Below are 17966 nucleotides of genomic sequence, written 5' to 3'. Positions count from 1 at the left end.
GGGAGCGAGTCTCTCAGGGCAAGTCCTGGGAAGCCATGCCGCTCCTCTGCCGGCCTAAGTAAGCCGGGCCCGCACCTCAGCCATCCATCCGGCCCGACTCGTAGGCCCACATCGCCAGCTCGACGCGGTTCCGGGCGGCGAGCTTGTCCATCAGGCTGCCGAGGTGGGTCTTCACCGTGCTCAGGCTGATGTGCAGCTCGTCGGCGATCTCGGCGTTCGTCCGTCCCCGCGCGACCGTGACCAGCACCTCCTCCTCGCGGCCGGTCAGCGGGACGAACGGCTGCGACACCCGGCTGCGGGACCCGGAGGCCGCGAAGGTGGCGAGCAGCCGCACCGTCACGTTCGGCGCGATGAGCGCGTCCCCGGCGGCCGCCGCGTGCACGGCCTGGACCAGCAGCTCCGGGCCGGCGTCCTTGAGCAGGAAGCCGCGGGCTCCGGCCTTGAGCGCCCCGTGCACGTACTCGTCGAGGTCGAACGTCGTGATCACGACGACCGCGAGCGGGTCCGCGACGTCGGGGCCGGCGAGCAGCCGGGTGGCCTCGATGCCGTCCATCTCGGGCATCCGGATGTCGAACAGGCACACGTCGGGGCGCAGCCGACGGGCGAGCGCGACCGCCTGGCGGCCGTCCGCGGCCTGACCCACCACCTCGATGCCGGGCTGCGCGTCGAGGATCATCGCCAGACCGGTGCGCACGATCTCCTGGTCGTCCGCGACGAGCACCCGGACGTTCACGCGGCCGCCCCCGCCCTCGGCAGCACGGCGGCCACCGTCCAGCCGCGCTCCGGACCGGGGCCTGCGTCGAGCGTCCCGCCCAGGAGCGTGACGCGCTCGGTCATCCCGACGATCCCGTACCCGGTCCCGCCGCGGCCCTGGAGCTCGCCGTCGTCCGCGACCGTCAGGCGCACGCGGTCGTCGTCGGCGGCGACCCGGACGGTGACCCGCGAGGCGTGCCGGGCGTGCCGGACCGCGTTGGTGACCGACTCCTGCGCGAGCCGGTAGAGGGCGGCGCCGACCGCCGGCCGGAGGTCGTCCAGGTCGCCGGAGAGCTCGACCTCGACGCGCGGCGGGCCGCTCACGGCGCGGGCCAGCCGCTCGATGTCCGCCACCCCGCGCTGCGGCGCCAGCTCGACGGCACCGTCGTCACGCAGCGCGCCGACCATGAGGCGCATCTCCGTGAGGGCACGGGACGCCTCCGACTCGATGACCCGGAGCGCGTCCACGGCGGCGGCGGGATCGACCGCGGCCACCACCCGACCCGCCTGGGCGCGCACCGCGATCGCCGAGACGTGGTGCGCCACGGTGTCGTGCAGCTCCCGCGCCAGCTGCTCGCGCTCGCGCACCCGCACCTGGTCCCGCTCCCGCAGCCGGGAGCCGGCGCGGGCCCGCACCCCGGCGCCGATGGCTGCGGGCGACAGGACGAACAGGACCTCGATGATCGCGTCCGGCACGACCGTGTAGGTGCTGGCGACTCCCAGCGCCGCGCTGAGCGCGACGAGCGGCAGCCCGAGCACGATCTCGCGACCACTCCCCCAGCGGCAGAGCGCGTACGGCAGGACCAGGACGCACGCGGAGGTGTACAGCGCGACCTCGCCCGCCCCGGTGACCAGCGCCGCGACGTCGACCAGCGTCAGTGCGCCGAACACGCCGGCCACCACGGCCAGCGGGTGCGTCCGCCGCCACAGCAGGGACCCGACGACGAGCAGCGCGAGCGCCAGGGCGACGGGACGCCACGTGACGTCCGGACGGAGGATGCCCTCCAGGACGGCGGTCGGCGCGAGCAGGCCGACGAGCACCCAGTCCCGCCACACCCGCACGGGCGCGCCGGGCGCCCGGGGGGCCGTCCACAGGGGACGGAGGAACGAGGTCATGTCTCGCAGCCTAGGGATCCGTGCTGCTCAGCGGCTCGGCCGAACGGTCGAGGCCCAGCCGAGCGCGCCGCGGTGGCGCACCGACTCGCTGGCCCGAAGCACCCCGTCGGCCAGCGCCGCGACGATGTCCGCGCCCCGGGCGAGGCCCGACGCCGCCGCTCCGTGCAGTACGTCGCCGGCCCCGAGCGTGTCCACGACCTCGGTTGCGGGCACGTCGGGCGGGTGCAGCAGCGACGGCGTTCGGGTGCCGTCCGGACCGGTCGCGAGGATGCGGACGGGACCGCCGCCCGCGGACTGCGCGACGAACCGTGGGCCCAGCCGGGCGACCGCCTCGAGGACGTCGCCGTGCGCGGCCGGCAGTGCGAAGTCGGCCGAGAGGACCGCGTGGTCGACGTCCGCGAGCAGCGACTCCAGCCCCGGCTTCCAGCTGCCCCCGTCGAGCAGGACGGGGATCCCCCGGGTGCGCGCCGCAGCCGCGAGCACCCGCGCGGCGCCCAGGTGGTGCCCGTCGACGAGCACGGCGGTGGCGAGCGCGAGCACCTCCTCGACGGCTGCGTCGGCTGCCTCGGCAAGATCGCTGGTTCCCGTGGCGTTCACGGAGACGACCGCCCGCTCCCCGGTGGACCGGGTGACCAGCACGGTCGACACGGCGGGCGACCCGGGACGGCCCGCCAGGAGATCGACCACCTCGACTCCCGCGGCGACGAGCCCGGCGCGCACCAGGTCGGCCACCGGGCCGGCACCGAGCGCGGTCACCAGGAGGGTGGGGACGCCGAGCGCGACGGCGGTGGCGGCCGCGTTCGCCGCGGGTCCCCCGAACGACACGTCCAGAGCGTCGGCCACCAGCTTCTCGTCCGGGGCGGGGACGTGGTCGACCACCTGCACGACGTCGAGCGTCGCCAGCCCGCAGCACACCAGACGGGGTGGGGTCGTCATGACCGGGTGTCGGTGAGCACCCACGCGACGGCGCCGAGCCCCAGCGCCGCCAGGAGCACGGCGGGCCACGGGCCGAACGCCGGGCTGAGCAGGTGCGCGCCGACGAAGCAGACCGCGCCGACCAGGACCACGGCCGCGACCCGGAGCCACCCGGCGGCGTGCACCGACCGCCAGACGCACCAGGCGACCCCGGCGACCAGGAGCGCGCCGCCGAGCGCCCGGACGTCGGTCGCCTGCGCGACCACGAACGCCACCACGAGCGTCACCGCGGCGACCGCGGCCGTGGGGACCGCCGCGAGCGGACCCCGAGGCCGCAGGCGCGCGCGGCGGGGTGCGGTGCGGGGCTCGGTCGGCACGCCGACACTCTATGCGCGACCCCTGGACGGACGTCCTGTGCGCCCCGTCCCGTCCGCGCCCTACGGTGGTGGCGAGCGCATTCGACCGCGATCCCCCTCGCTGACCCCAGGAGCCCGCCGTGCCCACCCCGCCCATCGACGCCACCACCACCGCCGCCTGGCAGGCTCTCAGCGTCCACGAGTCGACGCTCACGCCCGACCTGCGCGGCTGGTTCGCCGACGACCCCGAGCGCGCCACCCGCCTCACGCTCCCGCTGGCGGACCTCACGGTCGACCTGTCCAAGAACCTGGTCACCGACGAGACGCTCGCCCTGCTCACGCAGCTGGCCGACGAGGTCGGGCTCGCCGCCCACCTCCAGGCGCAGCTGCGCGGCGACCACATCAACGTCACCGAGGACCGCGCCGTCCTGCACACCGCCCTGCGTCGCCCCGCGGGCGCGCAGCCGCCGCTGGTGGTCGATGGGCAGGACATCGACACCGACGTGCAGGCCGAGCTCACCAAGATGTTCGCGTTCGCGGACAAGGTGCGCTCCGGCGAGTGGACCGGCGTCACCGGTGCGCGGGTGCGGACCGTCGTCAACATCGGCATCGGCGGCTCGGACCTCGGGCCGGTCATGGCCTACGAGGCGCTCAAGCCGTACGTGCAGGACGGCCTCGAGGTGCGGTTCGTCTCCAACATCGACCCCAGCGACCTCGCGGAGACCGTCAAGGGGCTCGACCCGACGACGACGCTGTTCATCGTCGCGTCCAAGACGTTCGGCACGCTGGAGACACTCACCAACGCGCGCCTGGCCCGCACCTGGCTCTGGGAGCAGCTGGGCACGACCGACGACGACGAGTCGCGCAACGCCGCCGTCGCCAAGCACTTCGTCGCGGTCTCCACCGCCCTGGACAAGGTCGCCGCGTTCGGCATCGACCCCACGAACGCGTTCGGGTTCTGGGACTGGGTGGGCGGCCGCTACTCCGTCGACTCGACGATCGGCACCTCGCTGGCCATCGCGATCGGCCCCGACGCGTTCCGTGAGTTCCTGGCCGGCTTCCACGCCGTCGACGAGCACGTCGCGACGACCCCGTTCGCGCAGAACGTGCCGGTCCTCATGGGCCTGCTGAACGTCTGGTACGTCAACTTCCTGGGCGCGCACACGCACGCGGTCCTGCCGTACGCGCAGTACCTGCACCGGTTCGCGGCGTACCTGCAGCAGCTGACCATGGAGTCCAACGGCAAGTCGGTCCGCTGGGACGGCACCCCCGTCACCACGCAGACCGGCGAGGTGTTCTGGGGCGAGCCCGGCACCAACGGCCAGCACGCGTTCTACCAGCTCATCCACCAGGGCACGCGGCTCATCCCGGCGGACTTCATCGCGGTCGCCAACCCGGCGCACCCGCTGGCCGACGGCGGCGTGGACGTGCACGGGCTGTTCCTGGCCAACTTCTTCGCGCAGACCAAGGCGCTCGCGTTCGGCAAGACCGCCGACGAGGTCCGCGCCGAAGGCACCGCCGAGGACATCGTGGCCGCCCGGGTGTTCTCCGGGAACCGCCCGACGACCTCGATCCTGGCCGCATCGCTCACCCCGAGCGTGCTGGGCCAGCTCATCGCGCTCTACGAGCACATCACGTTCGTGCAGGGCGTCGTGTGGGGCATCGACTCGTTCGACCAGTGGGGCGTCGAGCTGGGCAAGAAGCTCGCGCTCGAGATCGCCCCGGCGGTCCAGGGCGACGCCGCCGCGCTCGCGGCGCAGGACCCGTCGACCCACGCGCTGATCAGCAAGTACCTGGAGCTGCGCGCCTGACGAGTTCCGGCGCGCTTCTCGCCACTCTCGCGTGAAGACGTCGTTGCGCTGGGCGCGACGACGTCTTCACGCGAGAACCGGTCTACGACGCGAACCGTGTCGCCCGCTCCACGACCACCCCGTGGCCCGCCCCGGCGTCCCACGTGTAGACGGTCCGGCCGTCGATGAGCACGTGCTCGGCGCGGGACGCCACGTCGAGCGGGTCGCCGGACCACACCACGACATCGCCGTCGAGCCCGGGCGCCAGCGCGCCGACGCGCTCGTGCAGGAGCAGGAACGTCGCCGGGTTCACCGTCAGCGCCTCCAGGGCGGTCTGCCGCGGCAGGCCCTCCTTCACGGCGAGCGTCGCCTGGTGGACCAGGAAGTTGATCGGCACCACCGGGTGGTCGGTGGTGATCGCGACGCGCACCCCGGCGGCGGCCAGCGTCGCCAGGTTGGCGATGGCGCGGTCGCGGAGCTCCACCTTGGACCGGCTGGTGAACATGGGGCCGAAGATCACCGGGATGTCGCGCTCGGCGAGGACGTCGGCGATCTTGTGCGCCTCGGTGCCGTGGTTGATCACCAGCCGGTAACCGAACTCGTCGGCCAGGCGCAGCGCCGTCGCGATGTCGTCGTGCCGGTGGGTGTGCTGGTCCCAGGCCAGCTCCCCGTCGAGCACCCGGACCAGCGTGTCCAGCGCCAGGTCAGCCTTGAACGGCTCGCCCTTGGTCTCCGCCGCCGCACGGGCCGCGCGGTAGTGCAGCGCCTTGGTGAACGCCTCGCGGATCACCAGCGCGGTGCCCAGCCGGGTCGACGGGGTCTGCTTGCGCTCCCCGTACACGCGCTTCGGGTTCTCCCCCAGCGCGGACTTCACGCTCACCGCGTCGGAGATCACCTGCTCGTCCACCGTCCGCCCGCCCCACGTCTTGAGGGCGACGGACTGCCCTCCGATCGGGTTGCCGGACCCGGGCTTCACGACGACGGACGTCACCCCGCCGCTCAGCGCGTCGCGGAAGCCCTCGTCCTCGATGTTGATCGCGTCGATGGCCCGGACCGCCGCCGCGTTGGGCGTGGTCATCTCGTTGGTGTCGTTGCCGGCCGACCCCTCGCCCTCCTCGTGCAGGCCCACGTGCCCGTGCGACTCCACGAAGCCGGGGAGCACCCACCGACCGGTCGCGTCGATGATCCGGGCGCCCTCGGGCACCTCGACGTCCGCGCCGACGGCGGTGATCCGCCCGTCGACGATCAGGACGGTCCCACCCTGGATCGGCTCGGAGACGACGGGGACGACGTAGCCGCCGGTGACGGCGACGACCTGCGGGGACGTGGTGGTCATTGGCCCACCGTATGTCGGTGGGCGCTCTGACCTACCAGCAGCCGACCGTCGCCGGAGTCGGGCTGCCCGTGCCCTGGAAGCCGAACTCGGTGTACCCGCCGGCCGGGATCGAGCCGTTCCACGCCGCGTTGGCGAACGTCGTCGTCGTGCCCGACGTCGTCGGCTGCGAGCTCCACGCGTTCGCGACGGTGCCGCTCGGCAGCTGGAGGGTGACGTGCCAGCTGGGGATGGGCAGCAGGCGGCTGGCCACCCGGAGGTTGGCGACGAACCCGCCCGGCCACTGGCTGACCACCGTGTAGGTGGCCGTGCAGCCGCCCGCGGGGGGCATGGTGAAGGTCGGGCTCGGCGACGGGGAGACCGTCGGAGTCGGCGTGACCGTCGGCGTCGGCGTGACCGTCGGCGTCGGCGTCGGCGTCGTGCCGTTCAGGGCGGCCGTGAGCGCGGGGTACCACCGGTCGGCGAGCTTGACGATGCCGGTCTCGTTCGGGTGCACGCCGTCGGACGTGTCGGTCGCGGGGTTCCAGCCGGTCCACTGGTCCACCACGGTGATCGGCGACGCCGCGGTGCTCAGGCCCGCCGCCCACGCGGGGACGGCCGCGTTCAGCGCCACGGTCCGCTGCGGGCAGTCCGCGCAGCTCGGCGGTGCCACGGGGATGATCTGGGCGACCAGGACCTTCATGGTCGGCTTGCTGGCGCGCATCTGCTGCACCAGCGTCGTCCAGGCGGCGAGGATCTCCTGCGGGCTCTTGTTGCTCCACACGTCGTTGGTGGCGAAGTGCATGACGACGATGTCCGGGTGCGTGGCGGACAGCCAGCCGACCAGCTGGTCGGACGACGCGACGTTGGTCACCAGGAAGCCGCCGTGGCCCTCGTTGTCGCCGTCATAGGTGATCCCGCAGCCCTGCGCCGGGAGCGTGCCGACCATGTCGATGTTGGTGTACCCGGTCTGCTGGAGCTTCTGCCACAGCAGCGCCCGCCAGCAGCCGGGCGACCCGGTGATCGAGTCCCCGAGCGTCATGATCCGGACGGGGTCGGCCGCGGCCGTGGGACCGGCGAGGGCCAGCGCGCCGGTCACAAGCAGCGCGACGGCGGCGATCGCGCCGGCCAGTCGGCGCAGGAGCATGGTCGTCATCGGGTCCTCCGTCCGCGGCCGGACCTCGCCACAGGCTCGGTCCGGGGTGGGCGCGCGCCCGCCATCTCGCAGGGTGCTGGTCGGCGGACGCGGGCGCAGGGCGGCGAATCGTTTCGCCGCGGAACCGGTTCGACGAGCGCGTCGGCGCCCCTCCGCAGGGACGGCCGACCGCCCGTGAGAGGCTCGTCCGGTGGGTGAGGTGACGCGGGCGCGCGTGGACGCGTGGACCTGGGCGGTGCGGCTGTTCCCGACCCGGTCGGCCGCCGCGGCCGCGTGCAAGGCGGGCCACGTGCGGGTCAACGGAGACCGCGCGAAGCCCGCGACGATGGTGGTCCCCGGCGACGAGGTGCACGTGCGCGGGGGCGAGCGCGAGCGGATCGTCGTCGTGCAGCGCACGGTGATCAAGCGCGTCGGTGCCCCGGTCGCGGTCGCCTGCTACCTGGACCGCTCCCCCGCGCCGCTGCCCAAGGAGCACGTGGTGGCCGGGGAGCGCGACCGCGGTGCCGGCCGCCCGACCAAGCGCGACCGCCGCCTGATCCAGCGCCTGCGCGGTCACTGACCTGACCGGCGTCGCCGAGATCGTGCCGTCGCGACGAGTTCGTGAGCTGCGACGCACGAACTCGTCGCGAACTCACGACCTCGCGGGGGCCGCGGAGGCGGGTCCGATCCCGAGCCTCGCCGCGAGCGCCATCGAGTCGAACGGCGCCCGGACCTTGAGGTCGTTGTCGAAGTAGACGAACACATCCCGACCGTCGGTGGGTGCCGCCGGGCCGGAGAGCGTGCGCGCTCCGGCCGGTTCGCCGCCCGCCGCCCACACCCGGATCTTCGCCGCCCACCGGTCGAGCGCGTCGTCGTCGTACCCGCTGGCGTAGAGCTCCTTCTCGCCGTGCAGCCGGACGTACACCAGGTCGGCCGTGACGTCCTCGATCACCGGCCACCGACCGGCGGCGTCCGCGACGACCAGGCCGATGCCGTGCTCACGGAGCAGCTCGACGAACGCGGGCGTCTCGAACGTCGCGTGCCGGACCTCCAGCACGTGCCGCAGGGGCCGGTCGGCGTCGGTCGTGGTCCAGGCCCGGCCATCGAGGCGCTCGTCGTGCTCGGTGGCCAGCTGCGCCGCGGCCGACGTGGTGCGCGGCAGAAGGTCGAAGAACGCGGCGAGCCGTGCGCCGTCGAAGCCGAGGTTCGGCGGCAGCTGCCACAGGATCGGCCCGAGCTTCGGGCCGAGGGCGAGCACGCCGCTGGCCAGGAAGTTCGCCACCGGAACGCGGACGTCCGCCAGCTTCTTCATGTGCGTGACGAACCGCGGACCCTTGACGGAGAACACGAAGTCGTCGGGCGTCTCGGCGGCCCAGGTCGCATAGTTCTCCGGGCGCTGGAGCGCGTAGAACGACCCGTTGATCTCGATCGACGAGAGGTGCCGGGACGCGTACTCGAGCTCGCGCCGCTGCGGCAGCGCCGCCGGGTAGAACACCTTGCGCCATGGCGGGTAGCGCCAGCCGGAGATGCCGGTGCGGATGGTCATGGGACCCAGTCTGTCGTCGGCGCGGCGCATAGTGGTGGAGTGATCCCCGCCGCCGCCGACGACGAGTCGTCGCTGTCGTCGGTCTACCGACCGCGCGAGCCCGTCGACGTCCGGCTGACTCTCGGTCCGCTGCGGCGCGGCGGCGGCGACCCGGCGTGGGCGTCCTCCCCCGACGGATCGGTCTGGCAGGCGACGTCGACGCCGGACGGCCCCGCCACGCTCCACCTGGCGGTCCGACGCGACGGCGTCCACGCGACCGCGTGGGGCCCTGGCGCCGAACGCGTGCTCGCGGGGACGCCGGAGCTGCTCGGTGCGCGCGACGACCCCTCCGGCTTCGACCCGTCCCTGCACCCCGTCGTCCGCGAGGCGCACCGGACCCGGCAGGCGCTGCGGATCCCGCGGTCGGGGAACGTGCTCGAGGCGCTCGTACCGGCGGTGCTCGAGCAGAAGGTGGTCGGGCTCGACGCGAAGGCCGCGTGGCGCCGGCTCGTCCTGCAGCACGGCACGCCCGCTCCCGGCCCCGGTCCGCGCACGCTGCGGGTGCCGCCGACCGCCCGTGCGTGGCGCGCGGTCCCGGTCTGGGACTGGCGGCGCGCCGGCGTCGAGGAGGCCCGGGCCGGCACGGTGCTGCGTGCCGCGACGGTGGCGAGGCGGCTCCAGGAGGGCGCGGACCTGCCGCTCGACGAGGCGCGTCGGCGCCTGCTCACCGTGCGCGGGATCGGCCCGTGGACGGTCGCCGAGGTCGCGTCCCGGGCTCTGGGCGACGCCGACGCGGTGTCGGTCGGCGACTACCACCTGGCGCACCTGGTGGGCTGGGCGCTCACGGGCCGACGCACCGACGACGCCGGGATGCTGCGGCTGCTCGAGCCGTGGGCCGGTCACCGGCAGCGCGTCATCCGGCTCATCGAGCTCAGCCAGGCCGCCCGCGCACCCCGCTTCGGACCGCGCATGGCGCGCGCCCTGCCGCTGCGCTGAGAAACTGCTCCGCGGATCGTGTCGATCCGGGACTCGCTGGATCGTCCAACAGATGACGGACCGACCCCCACCTGGAGGACCCATGCGCTACCTGCTGCTCGTCTGCGACGACCCGACCGCCGAGCCCTACCGACCCGAGGACGACAACATCGCGGACTGGGTCGCCGAGAACGACCGCCGCGGGCTCAGCGTCACCGGCGACCGGCTGCGGCCGCCGGAGGACGCCCGCACGGTGCGGGTGCGCTCCGCGGAGCTGCTCGTCACCGACGGCCCGTTCGCCGAGACGCAGGAGACGATCGCCGGGTTCGACGTCCTCGAGTGCGCCGACCTCGACGAGGCGCTCGAGCGGGCGGGGGCCCACCCGATGGCCCGGTTCGGCCGGATCGAGGTCCGCCCCGTCTGGCCGCTCAACCTCTGAACCGCGTCTCCTCAGAGCGAAATACGTCGACCCCTTTGGGTCGTTTCGCACACACTGTGCCTACCGTCCGCGCCGGCCCCGTCGGCTGCGCCACACCCCTTTCCTTCCACACCAGAGGTACCGCTGTGACCGACGAGACCCTGACCACCACCCATCCGCCCTCGGACGAGGGCACCGGGACCGGCGCGCGCGACCGCCTGGCCGTCCGGCTGCTGCTCATCTCGACGTTCGTCGTCATCCTCAACGAGACGGTGATGGGCGTCGCGCTCCCCCGGCTGATGGCCGACCTGGACATTCCCGCGAGCACCGCCCAGTGGGTGACCACGGCGTTCATGCTCACGATGGCGATCGTCATCCCGGTGACCGGCTTCGTGATCCAGCGGTTCACCACCCGCGCCACGTTCCTCGCCGCCATGTCGCTGTTCAGCCTGGGCACCGCGATCTGCGCGCTGGCCCCCGGCTTCGACGCGCTCATCCTCGGGCGCGTGGTGCAGGCCAGCGGCACCGCGATCATGCTCCCGCTGCTCATGACCACCGTCATGACGGTCACCCCGCCGGCCAGCCGCGGGCGCACGATGGGCAACATCTCCATCGTCATCTCGGTGGCGCCCGCCATCGGCCCCACCATCTCCGGGCTGGTGCTCAGCGTGCTCGACTGGCGGTGGCTGTTCGCCCTCGTCCTGCCGATCGCGCTCGGCTCCCTGGCGCTCGGTGCGGTGCAGCTGCCCAACCTGACCGAGACCCGCCGTGCGCGCGTCGACATCGCCTCCGTCGTCCTGTCGGCGGTGGCGTTCGGTGGGATCGTGTACGGGCTCAGCGGACTGGGTGCCGCCGCTACCACCGGTATCACCACGACCACCTGGACCTCGCTCGGTGCGGGCGCGGTCGCGCTCGTGGTCTTCGTGTGGCGCCAGCTCCGGCTCCAGAGGACCGACTCCGCGCTGCTGGACCTGCGGACGCTCTCCTCGTCCACGTTCACCATCTCGGTCGGCGTGATGGCGATCAGCATGATGTCGCTGTTCGGCACCCTGATCCTGGTGCCGCTCTACGCGCAGACCGTGCTCGGCCTCGAGGCGCTCCAGACCGGTCTCCTGCTGCTCCCCGGCGGTCTGATCATGGGTCTGCTGGCACCGAGCGTGGGTCGCGCCTACGACCGGTACGGTCCGCGGCCGCTGCTGGTCCCCGGCGCGGTCGTCGTGAGCGCCAGCGCGTGGGGGTTCACCCTCCTGACCGCCGCGAGCTCCCCGTGGCTCATGCTCGCCTGCCACGTGCTGCTCAGCGCGGGCCTCGCCCTGATGTTCACGCCCCTGTTCACCTCCGCCCTGGGCGCGCTGCCGATGCACCTGTACTCGCACGGCAGCGCGATGGTCGGCACGGTGCAGCAGGTCGCGGGGGCGGCCGGGACGGCCCTGTTCGTCACCGTGCTGACCGCGCAGAGCGCCACCCTGGCGGCCGGCGGGTCCGGCGTGGTGGACGCGACTGCGGGCGGCATCCACGCGGCGTTCCTGGTGGGTGCGGCCATCTCGCTGGTCGCCATCCCCGCGGCGTTCTTCGTGCGCGCCGCCCCGTCGCCGCACGGTGCCGACGCGGACGCGGACGCGGACGAGACGGCCGGGGTGCTCGCGCACTGACTACGCTGGAGGCCCACCCCGGCACCCCTTGCAGGAGGACCTCCATGAGCTACCCGGTGATCGAGCGTCGCGAGGACGACGGGTCGGCCACGCCCGGTCGCACGCTCAGCGTCGTGTTCCCCGCGCTGCTGTTCCTGCTGGGCCTCGCCCTGTTCACCGTCGCGTTCAACGTCGGCGACTGGGGTCCCTGGGCGTTCGCCGGCGGCATCCTGTCCATCACGCTCGCGTTCGCGATCCCGACGACGATCCTGCCGGCGCTCGAGGACCGCTAAGGATCAGCCCGGCGGCGCCACCGACGCGGCGGACGGGCGGGCTCGACGGGCGGGGCGAGCGGCGGTAGGCGTCGTGCGTGCCACTGCCGCACCTCGAGCTCCACGTCGCGCAGCGGTGTGACCACGGGCGGGCCGCCCAGCAGCTGACGACGCGCGGAGACGATCCGCGCGTTGAACTCCTCCAGCGCCGCGCGCACGTCGGCCTCGCCGTGCAGTCGGTCCAGCCGCTCGTGCAGCACCGCGTCGTCCTTGCGCAGCTGGATCGCCTCGGGCAGGACGCCGGAGATCTGCTCGCGCTCGATCAGCGCCTTGAGCCACCAGTCGGGGTCGTGCTGGGCGATGCCGGGGATCGGCTTGCCCGCCAGGGGCAGGTCGTCGAACTCTCCGCGGGCGATGGCCTGGTCGATGACGACGTCGACCCACAGGTGCCGGTTCTCCATCCGGCCCGGCGGGCGGCCGGGCTCGGTCTCGTCCGGCCCGCGATCCCGGGCGGCGTCGCGGTCCACGCGGTACCGGGCGGCGTCACGCACCGGGTCGTGCTCGGGCATCGTCACCTCCGGGGCTCGTGGAGCCCACGCTACGACGCCTGCCGGGAGTCGTCAGCCCGGTAGCCGCAGCTCGGCCCGCAGCCCGCCGAGGTGGGAGTCCCCCAGCACCACGTCGCCGCCCTGCTCCCGCGCGATCTCGCGGGCGATCGCCAGGCCGAGACCGCTGCCGCCGGCATCGCGCTCCCGCGCCTCGTCCAGCCGCACGAACCGCTCGAACACACGCTCGCGGTCGGCCGGCGCCACCCCGGCACCGTCGTCCTCGACCCGCACCGTGCCGTCGGCCACCACCACCTCCACGCGGTCGACCGCGTGCCGCACCGCGTTGTCGACCAGGTTCCGCAGCACGCGACCGACCGCGGTCGCGTCTCCGCGCGCCCGTCCCGAGCCGTCGACCGTGACCGCCACCGCGCCGCCCGTGCGGATCACGTCGCGGGCGACCGCACCGAGGTCGAGCTCGTCGTGCGCCAGCGGCGACGAGCCCATGCGGGCGAGCAGGAGCAGGTCGTCGACGAGCGCCTGCATCCGCAGCACCTCGACCTCGAGGTCGCGCGCCAGCTCGTCGGTGTCGTAGGAGCCGGGGTGCGCCCGGGCGACCTCGATGGTCGTGCGCAGCGACGCGAGCGGGGAGCGCAGCTCGTGCGCCGCGTCGGCGACGAACGCCCGCTGCCGGGCGGCCCCGGACTCGAGCCGGTCGAGCATCGAGTTGAGCGTGCGGGCCAGCGCCCCGAGCTCGTCGTCCCGCGCCGGCACGGGCAGCGACCCCGGGCCTCCCGACGACGCCACGCGCGCCGCCCCGCGGCGCAGCTCCTCGACCGGCCGCAGGGCCCGCCCCAGGATGAGCCAGACCCCGACGCCGAGGGCGAGGGTGAGCAGAGGCACGACGACCACGAGCGCGAGCCGCAGCGCGTCCAGCACGCCCTGCACCTCGGTGAGCGGCACGGTGGCGACGACGGTGACCGGCTCGTCGCGGAACGTCGTCGCCCGCACCGCGACCCGCGCGGCGTCGTCGTACGCGGTCTGCTGCGTGCTCGTGGCTCCGAGGCCCGCCAGGACGTCCGGGGACAGCACCGGCAGCGTGCGGCTGGCGTTCGGCGAGGTGGCCAGCACGGCACCGCCGGCGTCGATCAGCTGCACGATCTCGCCGGGCTCCTCGACCGGCAGGGTCTCGGGCAGGCGGTCGTCGGCAGCGAGCGCCGCGACGGTCACCGCGCGGTCGCGCACCACCTGGTCGAGGGCATCGACCCGGGTGTCCTGCAGGACCACGGTGAGCAGGATCGCCCCGACGACCAGCGCCACGCAGACCGCCCCAGAAGCCAGCAGGGTCAGCCGGAGGCGCAGCGACGCGCCACGGCGCACCTGTGGCGCACCGTCCGCCACCGTCAGCCCGCCACGCGGTACCCGGCGCCGCGCACCGTCTCGACCACGTCCCGGCCCAGCTTGCGCCGCAGGTAGCCCACGTAGACCTCGACGACGTTCACGTCCTCGCCGGTGCCGTCCCAGACGTGGTCGCGCAGCTCGACCTTGCCCACCACCCGGTCGGCGTGGTGCATGAGGTACTCCAGCAGCGCGATCTCCCGGGTGGTGAGCGCGACCGTCTCGCCGGCGCGGGTCACCCGTCGGGTGGCGGAGTCCAGCGCGAGGTCCCCGACCGTGAGGACAGGCGGTCGCACCTGGCCCTGGCGGCGCAGCAGGGCGCGCAGGCGGGCGACCAGGACGACGAACGCGAACGGCTTGGTCAGGTAGTCGTCGGCCCCCACGTCCAGCCCGTCGGCCACGTCGTACTCGCCGTCCTTGGCGCTGAGCATGAGGACCGGGGTCCAGACGTCACGCGCCCGCAGCTCGGTGACCACGTCGTACCCGTTGCGCCGCGGGAGCATGACGTCGAGAACGATCGCGTCGTAGCCGTCCTCGGAGGCCAGCTCGAGCCCCCGCTCCCCGTCGTAGGCGACGTCGACCGCGAAGCCCTCGGCGGTCAGTCCCCGGTGCAGGGCGCGCACGAGCCCGCGCTCGTCGTCGACCAGCAGCACCCGCATGTCTTGAGCATCGCACCCACCGGCCACCCGGGTGCCCTCGCACTCTCAGCATGCCCTCAGCAGGCACGATGCACAGTGGAGCCATGAACGAGTCCCGTCGCACTCTCTCGCCCCGATCCCGCTGGGCAGTCCCGGTCGTCGCCGCCGTCGCGGTCGGGATGGCCTTCGTCGCCCCGCCGCTGTTCGCGTCCGCCGACGACGCCGGCCTGCCGACCATCAGCCCGGAGGAGCTGGCCGCGCAGGTGGCGAGCGCCGAGCCGTCGCCCCTGTCCGGCACGGTCGTCTACACCGCGAGGCTCGGGCTGCCGGAGATCCCGTTCGGCGCTGTCGCCGGCGCGGACCCGATCAACCTGCTCGGCGGCAGCTCGACCATGCGGGTGTGGTCCGACGGCGACCAGCGGTCCCGCGTGGCGCTGCTCGGTCCGACGTCGGAGTACTCGGTGGTGCAGGACGGCCCCGAGGCGTGGACGTACTCGAGCACGGACGACGCGGTCGTGCACTACAGCCTGAGCGCGGCGGACCAGGCACGCTTCGAGGCGCTCCAGGCGCAGGCCGAGGCCGGTGAGCTGCCCGTGCAGAGCGACCTGCCGACTCCCGAGGAGGCCGGTCGCCAGGCGGTCGGGCTGGCCCGGACATCGTCCACGGTGACGCTCGACTCGCAGACAGAGGTCGCCGGGCGCGCTGCCTACCAGCTCGTGGTGACGCCGACGAGCGACACGACCCTCGTCGGGAGGATCGTGGTCGCCGTGGACGCAAAGACCTCGACCCCGCTGCGGGTGCAGGTGTGGAGCAAGGCCGACACCGAGACCCCCGCGCTGGAGATCGGGTTCACCGACGTGTCCTTCGCGACGCCCGCCGACTCGGTCCTCGCGTTCTCGGCCCCGGCCGGCTCCTCGACCCGCGACGTCGTCGTGCCGCTGCCCGAACCGCCCACGGAGGCGGCCGCGAGCCCGGACGAGAAGGAGCTTCCCGAGGGCGTGACGGTCACCGGCACCGGCTGGGACACGATCGTGCAGGCGTCGGGGCTCGACGTCGCGGCGCTCGTGGCCGGAGACCCCGCAGCCGCTGCCAACCTGCCCGGCGTCGACAAGACGTTCGGCTCGCAGGGTGCCGCGGACCTGTACTCGGAGTTCGTGCCCGAGGAGGGCTCGGGCTCGCCGATGGGCGACCTCGACACCACCGCGCTCTACGACACGCTCACCACGGCGGTGCCCGAGGGCCGGCTCCTCTCCTCCGCGCTGCTCTCCGTGCTGATCACCGACGACGGCCGCGTGCTCGCCGGTGCGGTGCCCGGCGCGACGCTCCAGGCCTTGGCGGCCAAGTGACCGACCGACCGACCGGAGCCGCACCCTCGGGTGCGGCTCTGGCTGCGTCCGCCGACGCCGACCTGGCCATCCGGACCGACGGCCTGACCAAGCGGTTCCGGTCCGGGCAGGTGGCCGTCGCCGGCATCGACCTGCGCGTCCCGCGCGGAGCGGTCTACGGCTTCATCGGGCCGAACGGCTCGGGCAAGACGACGACGATCCGCATGCTGCTCGGTCTGGTGCGGCCGACCAGCGGGCGCGCCTACCTGCTGGGCGGGGCGATGCCGGAGGCCGGCGGCGACGTGCTGCCGCGCGTCGGTGCCCTCGTCGAGGGCCCGGCGTTCCACCCCTACCTGACCGGGCGGGCCAACCTCGGACGGCTCGACGCGAGCGACGCCACGGCGGACCCGCGCACGGCCCGGCAACGCGCCGACGACGCCCTGGAGCGCGTGGGCCTGGCCGCGGCGGCCTCGAAGCCGTACCGCCAGTACTCGCTGGGCATGAAGCAGCGGCTCGGCCTGGCGGCGGCTCTGCTGCGGCCCCGCGAGCTGCTGGTGCTCGACGAGCCGACCAACGGCCTCGACCCGCAGGGCACGCGCGAGGTGCGCAACCTGGTGCGCGAGCTCGCCGACCACGGCACCACCGTGCTGGTCTCGTCGCACCTGCTGGCCGAGATCGAGCAGGTGTGCTCGCACGTCGGGATCATGAGCGGTGGCCACCTGCTGCTCCAGGGCGACCGCGCCGAGCTCACCGGGCGCGGGCTGCCCCGACTGTCGGTGCAGACGTCGGTGGACCACGTCGGCGCCGCCGCGGAGGTTCTCACCGGGCTGGGTCTGACGGACGTGCAGGCCACCGGGCACACCGTGTCCGCGCTGCTCGGCGCCGTGCCGCCGGAGAAGGTGTCCGCCGCGCTGGTGCACGGCGGGGTCGACCTGCTGGGCCTCGAGGTCCGCCGGCCGAACCTCGAGCAGATCTTCGTCGAGCTGACCGGGGAGGGCTTCGATGTCGCTCGTTGAGCTCGCGCCGCTGGCGCCCCGGAGGGGATCGCTGCTCCGGCTCGTCCGCTCCGAGCTGCGTCTGGTCCTGGGCCGCCGCCGGAACATCGTCCTGCTGGTCGGGCTCTCGCTCGTCCCGCTGCTGCTGGGCACCGTCCTGTTCCTCACCCAGGACACCGCACTGGACGGGCAGGGCCCGGGGTTCGTCGGGCGCGTGACCGGGAACGGCCTGTTCCTCGTCATCGCGTCCCTGTTCCTGTGCCTGCCGTTCCTGCTCCCGCTGACCATCGGGATCGCCTCGGGCGACGCCATCGCCGGCGAGGCCTCGGCCGGCACGCTGCGCTACCTGCTCACCGTGCCCGTGGCGCGGGGCCGGCTGCTGGCGGTCAAGGCCGTCGGCGCGCTCGCGTTCGCAGCCTCGGCGGTGACGGCCATCGCAATCGTCGGGCTGGTGGCCGGGGCAGGGTTCTTCGGCCTGCGCGGCATCACCCTGCTCTCGGGGACGACGGTGCCCCTCGGCGACGGTGTCCTGCGGGTCGCCGCGGTCGTCGTCTACGTCGGGCTGTCCATGACGGGGCTGGTGGCGGTCGGGCTGTTCTTCTCGACGCTCACCGAGGTGCCCGTCGGGGCCATGGCGGCCACAGTGGTCACCGCGATCGTCTGCGGCGTCCTCGACCAGCTGCCGCAGCTGCACACCATCGCGCCCGCCCTGCTCACCCACCACTGGCTCGACTTCGCAGAGTTCCTGCGGCTCGAGCCCGACTGGGGGGTGCTCGGTCAGGGGCTCGCCCTGCAGGCCGCGTGGGTGGCGATCTTCGGGGCGCTGGCGTGGAGCCGGTTCACCACCGCGGACGTGTCGAGCTGACG

At 73.9% G+C, this 17966-nt stretch carries 19 protein-coding genes; 9 read left to right on the top strand and 10 right to left on the bottom strand.

Translation table 11 applies throughout. The annotated features are described in order from the left end of the window. Nucleotides 1-76 precede the first annotated feature (76 nt). The 4 genes from ACO06A_RS15365 to ACO06A_RS15350 are packed head-to-tail and all read right to left on the bottom strand — an operon-like array spanning nucleotide 77 to nucleotide 3161. Nucleotides 77-733 carry a response regulator transcription factor gene (locus tag ACO06A_RS15365; RefSeq protein WP_421733099.1) on the bottom strand — a complete coding sequence of 219 codons (657 nt, stop codon included), beginning with the start codon at nucleotides 731-733 and terminating at the stop codon, nucleotides 77-79. After that, nucleotides 730-1869 (bottom strand): sensor histidine kinase, encoded by a 1140-nt coding sequence (locus ACO06A_RS15360; RefSeq protein WP_421733098.1) that lies wholly within the window; start codon nucleotides 1867-1869, stop codon nucleotides 730-732. Before ACO06A_RS15360 ends, ACO06A_RS15365 begins: the two co-directional genes overlap by 4 nt. Before the next feature lie 27 nt (nucleotides 1870-1896). Next, nucleotides 1897-2805, bottom strand: coding sequence for a PfkB family carbohydrate kinase (locus ACO06A_RS15355; RefSeq protein WP_421733097.1), 909 nt, complete (start codon nucleotides 2803-2805; stop codon nucleotides 1897-1899). After that, nucleotides 2802-3161: a hypothetical protein gene (locus tag ACO06A_RS15350; protein WP_421733096.1), complete on the bottom strand. Its 360-nt coding sequence runs from the start codon at nucleotides 3159-3161 to the stop codon at nucleotides 2802-2804. Before ACO06A_RS15350 ends, ACO06A_RS15355 begins: the two co-directional genes overlap by 4 nt. Nucleotides 3162-3280: 119 nt before the next feature. Between ACO06A_RS15350 and pgi the strand changes: the two genes are divergently transcribed. Beyond that, nucleotides 3281-4951, top strand: coding sequence for a glucose-6-phosphate isomerase (gene pgi / locus ACO06A_RS15345; protein WP_421733095.1), 1671 nt, complete (start codon nucleotides 3281-3283; stop codon nucleotides 4949-4951). Nucleotides 4952-5033: 82 nt separating this feature from the next. On the opposite strand, the gene ACO06A_RS15340 is transcribed toward pgi, so the two are convergent. Together ACO06A_RS15340 and ACO06A_RS15335 are read right to left on the bottom strand one after the other, a co-directional pair. Beyond that, on the bottom strand, nucleotides 5034-6266 hold the full coding sequence (locus tag ACO06A_RS15340) for an amidohydrolase (RefSeq protein ID WP_421733094.1): 1233 nt from the start codon (nucleotides 6264-6266) through the stop codon (nucleotides 5034-5036). 31 nt (nucleotides 6267-6297) lie between these two features. After that, the gene (locus tag ACO06A_RS15335; RefSeq protein WP_421733093.1) at nucleotides 6298-7398 is read right to left on the bottom strand and encodes a GDSL-type esterase/lipase family protein; all 1101 of its coding nucleotides are present in this window, start codon (nucleotides 7396-7398) and stop codon (nucleotides 6298-6300) included. 190 nt (nucleotides 7399-7588) lie between these two features. Between ACO06A_RS15335 and ACO06A_RS15330 the strand changes: the two genes are divergently transcribed. Beyond that, complete coding sequence (locus ACO06A_RS15330; protein ID WP_175348549.1) at nucleotides 7589-7957, top strand: S4 domain-containing protein; 369 nt, start codon at nucleotides 7589-7591, stop codon at nucleotides 7955-7957. Between the two features lie 72 nt (nucleotides 7958-8029). On the opposite strand, the gene ACO06A_RS15325 is transcribed toward ACO06A_RS15330, so the two are convergent. Next, a complete protein-coding gene (locus tag ACO06A_RS15325) occupies nucleotides 8030-8923 on the bottom strand; it encodes a DUF72 domain-containing protein (protein WP_421733092.1) in 894 nt (297 codons plus the stop codon). A 39-nt stretch (nucleotides 8924-8962) separates the two neighbouring features. Between ACO06A_RS15325 and ACO06A_RS15320 the strand changes: the two genes are divergently transcribed. From ACO06A_RS15320 to ACO06A_RS15305, 4 genes are all read left to right on the top strand, one after another. Next, nucleotides 8963-9898: a DNA-3-methyladenine glycosylase family protein gene (locus ACO06A_RS15320; protein ID WP_421733091.1), complete on the top strand. Its 936-nt coding sequence runs from the start codon at nucleotides 8963-8965 to the stop codon at nucleotides 9896-9898. 82 nt (nucleotides 9899-9980) lie between these two features. Then, on the top strand, nucleotides 9981-10316 hold the full coding sequence (locus tag ACO06A_RS15315; RefSeq protein WP_421733090.1) for a YciI family protein: 336 nt from the start codon (nucleotides 9981-9983) through the stop codon (nucleotides 10314-10316). A gap of 125 nt (nucleotides 10317-10441) precedes the next feature. Beyond that, on the top strand, nucleotides 10442-11947 hold the full coding sequence (locus ACO06A_RS15310; RefSeq protein WP_421733089.1) for an MDR family MFS transporter: 1506 nt from the start codon (nucleotides 10442-10444) through the stop codon (nucleotides 11945-11947). A 44-nt stretch (nucleotides 11948-11991) separates the two neighbouring features. Next, nucleotides 11992-12219, top strand: coding sequence for a hypothetical protein (locus ACO06A_RS15305; protein ID WP_421733088.1), 228 nt, complete (start codon nucleotides 11992-11994; stop codon nucleotides 12217-12219). Here the strand turns inward: ACO06A_RS15305 and ACO06A_RS15300 are convergent. From ACO06A_RS15300 to ACO06A_RS15290, 3 genes are read right to left on the bottom strand one after another with little or no spacing between them, the layout of a single operon-like run. Next, nucleotides 12216-12767, bottom strand: coding sequence for a DUF1992 domain-containing protein (locus ACO06A_RS15300; RefSeq protein WP_421733087.1), 552 nt, complete (start codon nucleotides 12765-12767; stop codon nucleotides 12216-12218). The genes ACO06A_RS15305 and ACO06A_RS15300 overlap by 4 nt on opposite strands. Before the next feature lie 51 nt (nucleotides 12768-12818). Beyond that, a complete protein-coding gene (locus ACO06A_RS15295; protein ID WP_421733086.1) occupies nucleotides 12819-14123 on the bottom strand; it encodes an ATP-binding protein in 1305 nt (434 codons plus the stop codon). Nucleotides 14124-14146: 23 nt separating this feature from the next. After that, the gene (locus ACO06A_RS15290) at nucleotides 14147-14800 is read right to left on the bottom strand and encodes a response regulator transcription factor (RefSeq protein ID WP_175348543.1); all 654 of its coding nucleotides are present in this window, start codon (nucleotides 14798-14800) and stop codon (nucleotides 14147-14149) included. Nucleotides 14801-14883: 83 nt separating this feature from the next. On the opposite strand from ACO06A_RS15290, the gene ACO06A_RS15285 reads away from it, so the two are divergent. The 3 genes from ACO06A_RS15285 to ACO06A_RS15275 are packed head-to-tail and all read left to right on the top strand — an operon-like array spanning nucleotide 14884 to nucleotide 17964. Beyond that, entirely contained in the window at nucleotides 14884-16125 is a 1242-nt protein-coding gene (locus tag ACO06A_RS15285; RefSeq protein WP_421733085.1) for a LolA family protein, read from the top strand. Next, nucleotides 16122-17120, top strand: coding sequence for an ABC transporter ATP-binding protein (locus ACO06A_RS15280; protein WP_421733084.1), 999 nt, complete (start codon nucleotides 16122-16124; stop codon nucleotides 17118-17120). Before ACO06A_RS15285 ends, ACO06A_RS15280 begins: the two co-directional genes overlap by 4 nt. Then, entirely contained in the window at nucleotides 17107-17964 is an 858-nt protein-coding gene (locus ACO06A_RS15275) for an ABC transporter permease (protein WP_421733083.1), read from the top strand. Before ACO06A_RS15280 ends, ACO06A_RS15275 begins: the two co-directional genes overlap by 14 nt. The last annotated feature ends 2 nt before the right edge of the window (nucleotides 17965-17966 follow it).

The organism is Cellulomonas sp. (genome assembly GCF_965229465.1).
GTDB lineage: Bacteria > Actinomycetota > Actinomycetes > Actinomycetales > Cellulomonadaceae > Cellulomonas.
This window is presented reverse-complemented; position numbering and strand designations above follow the sequence as displayed.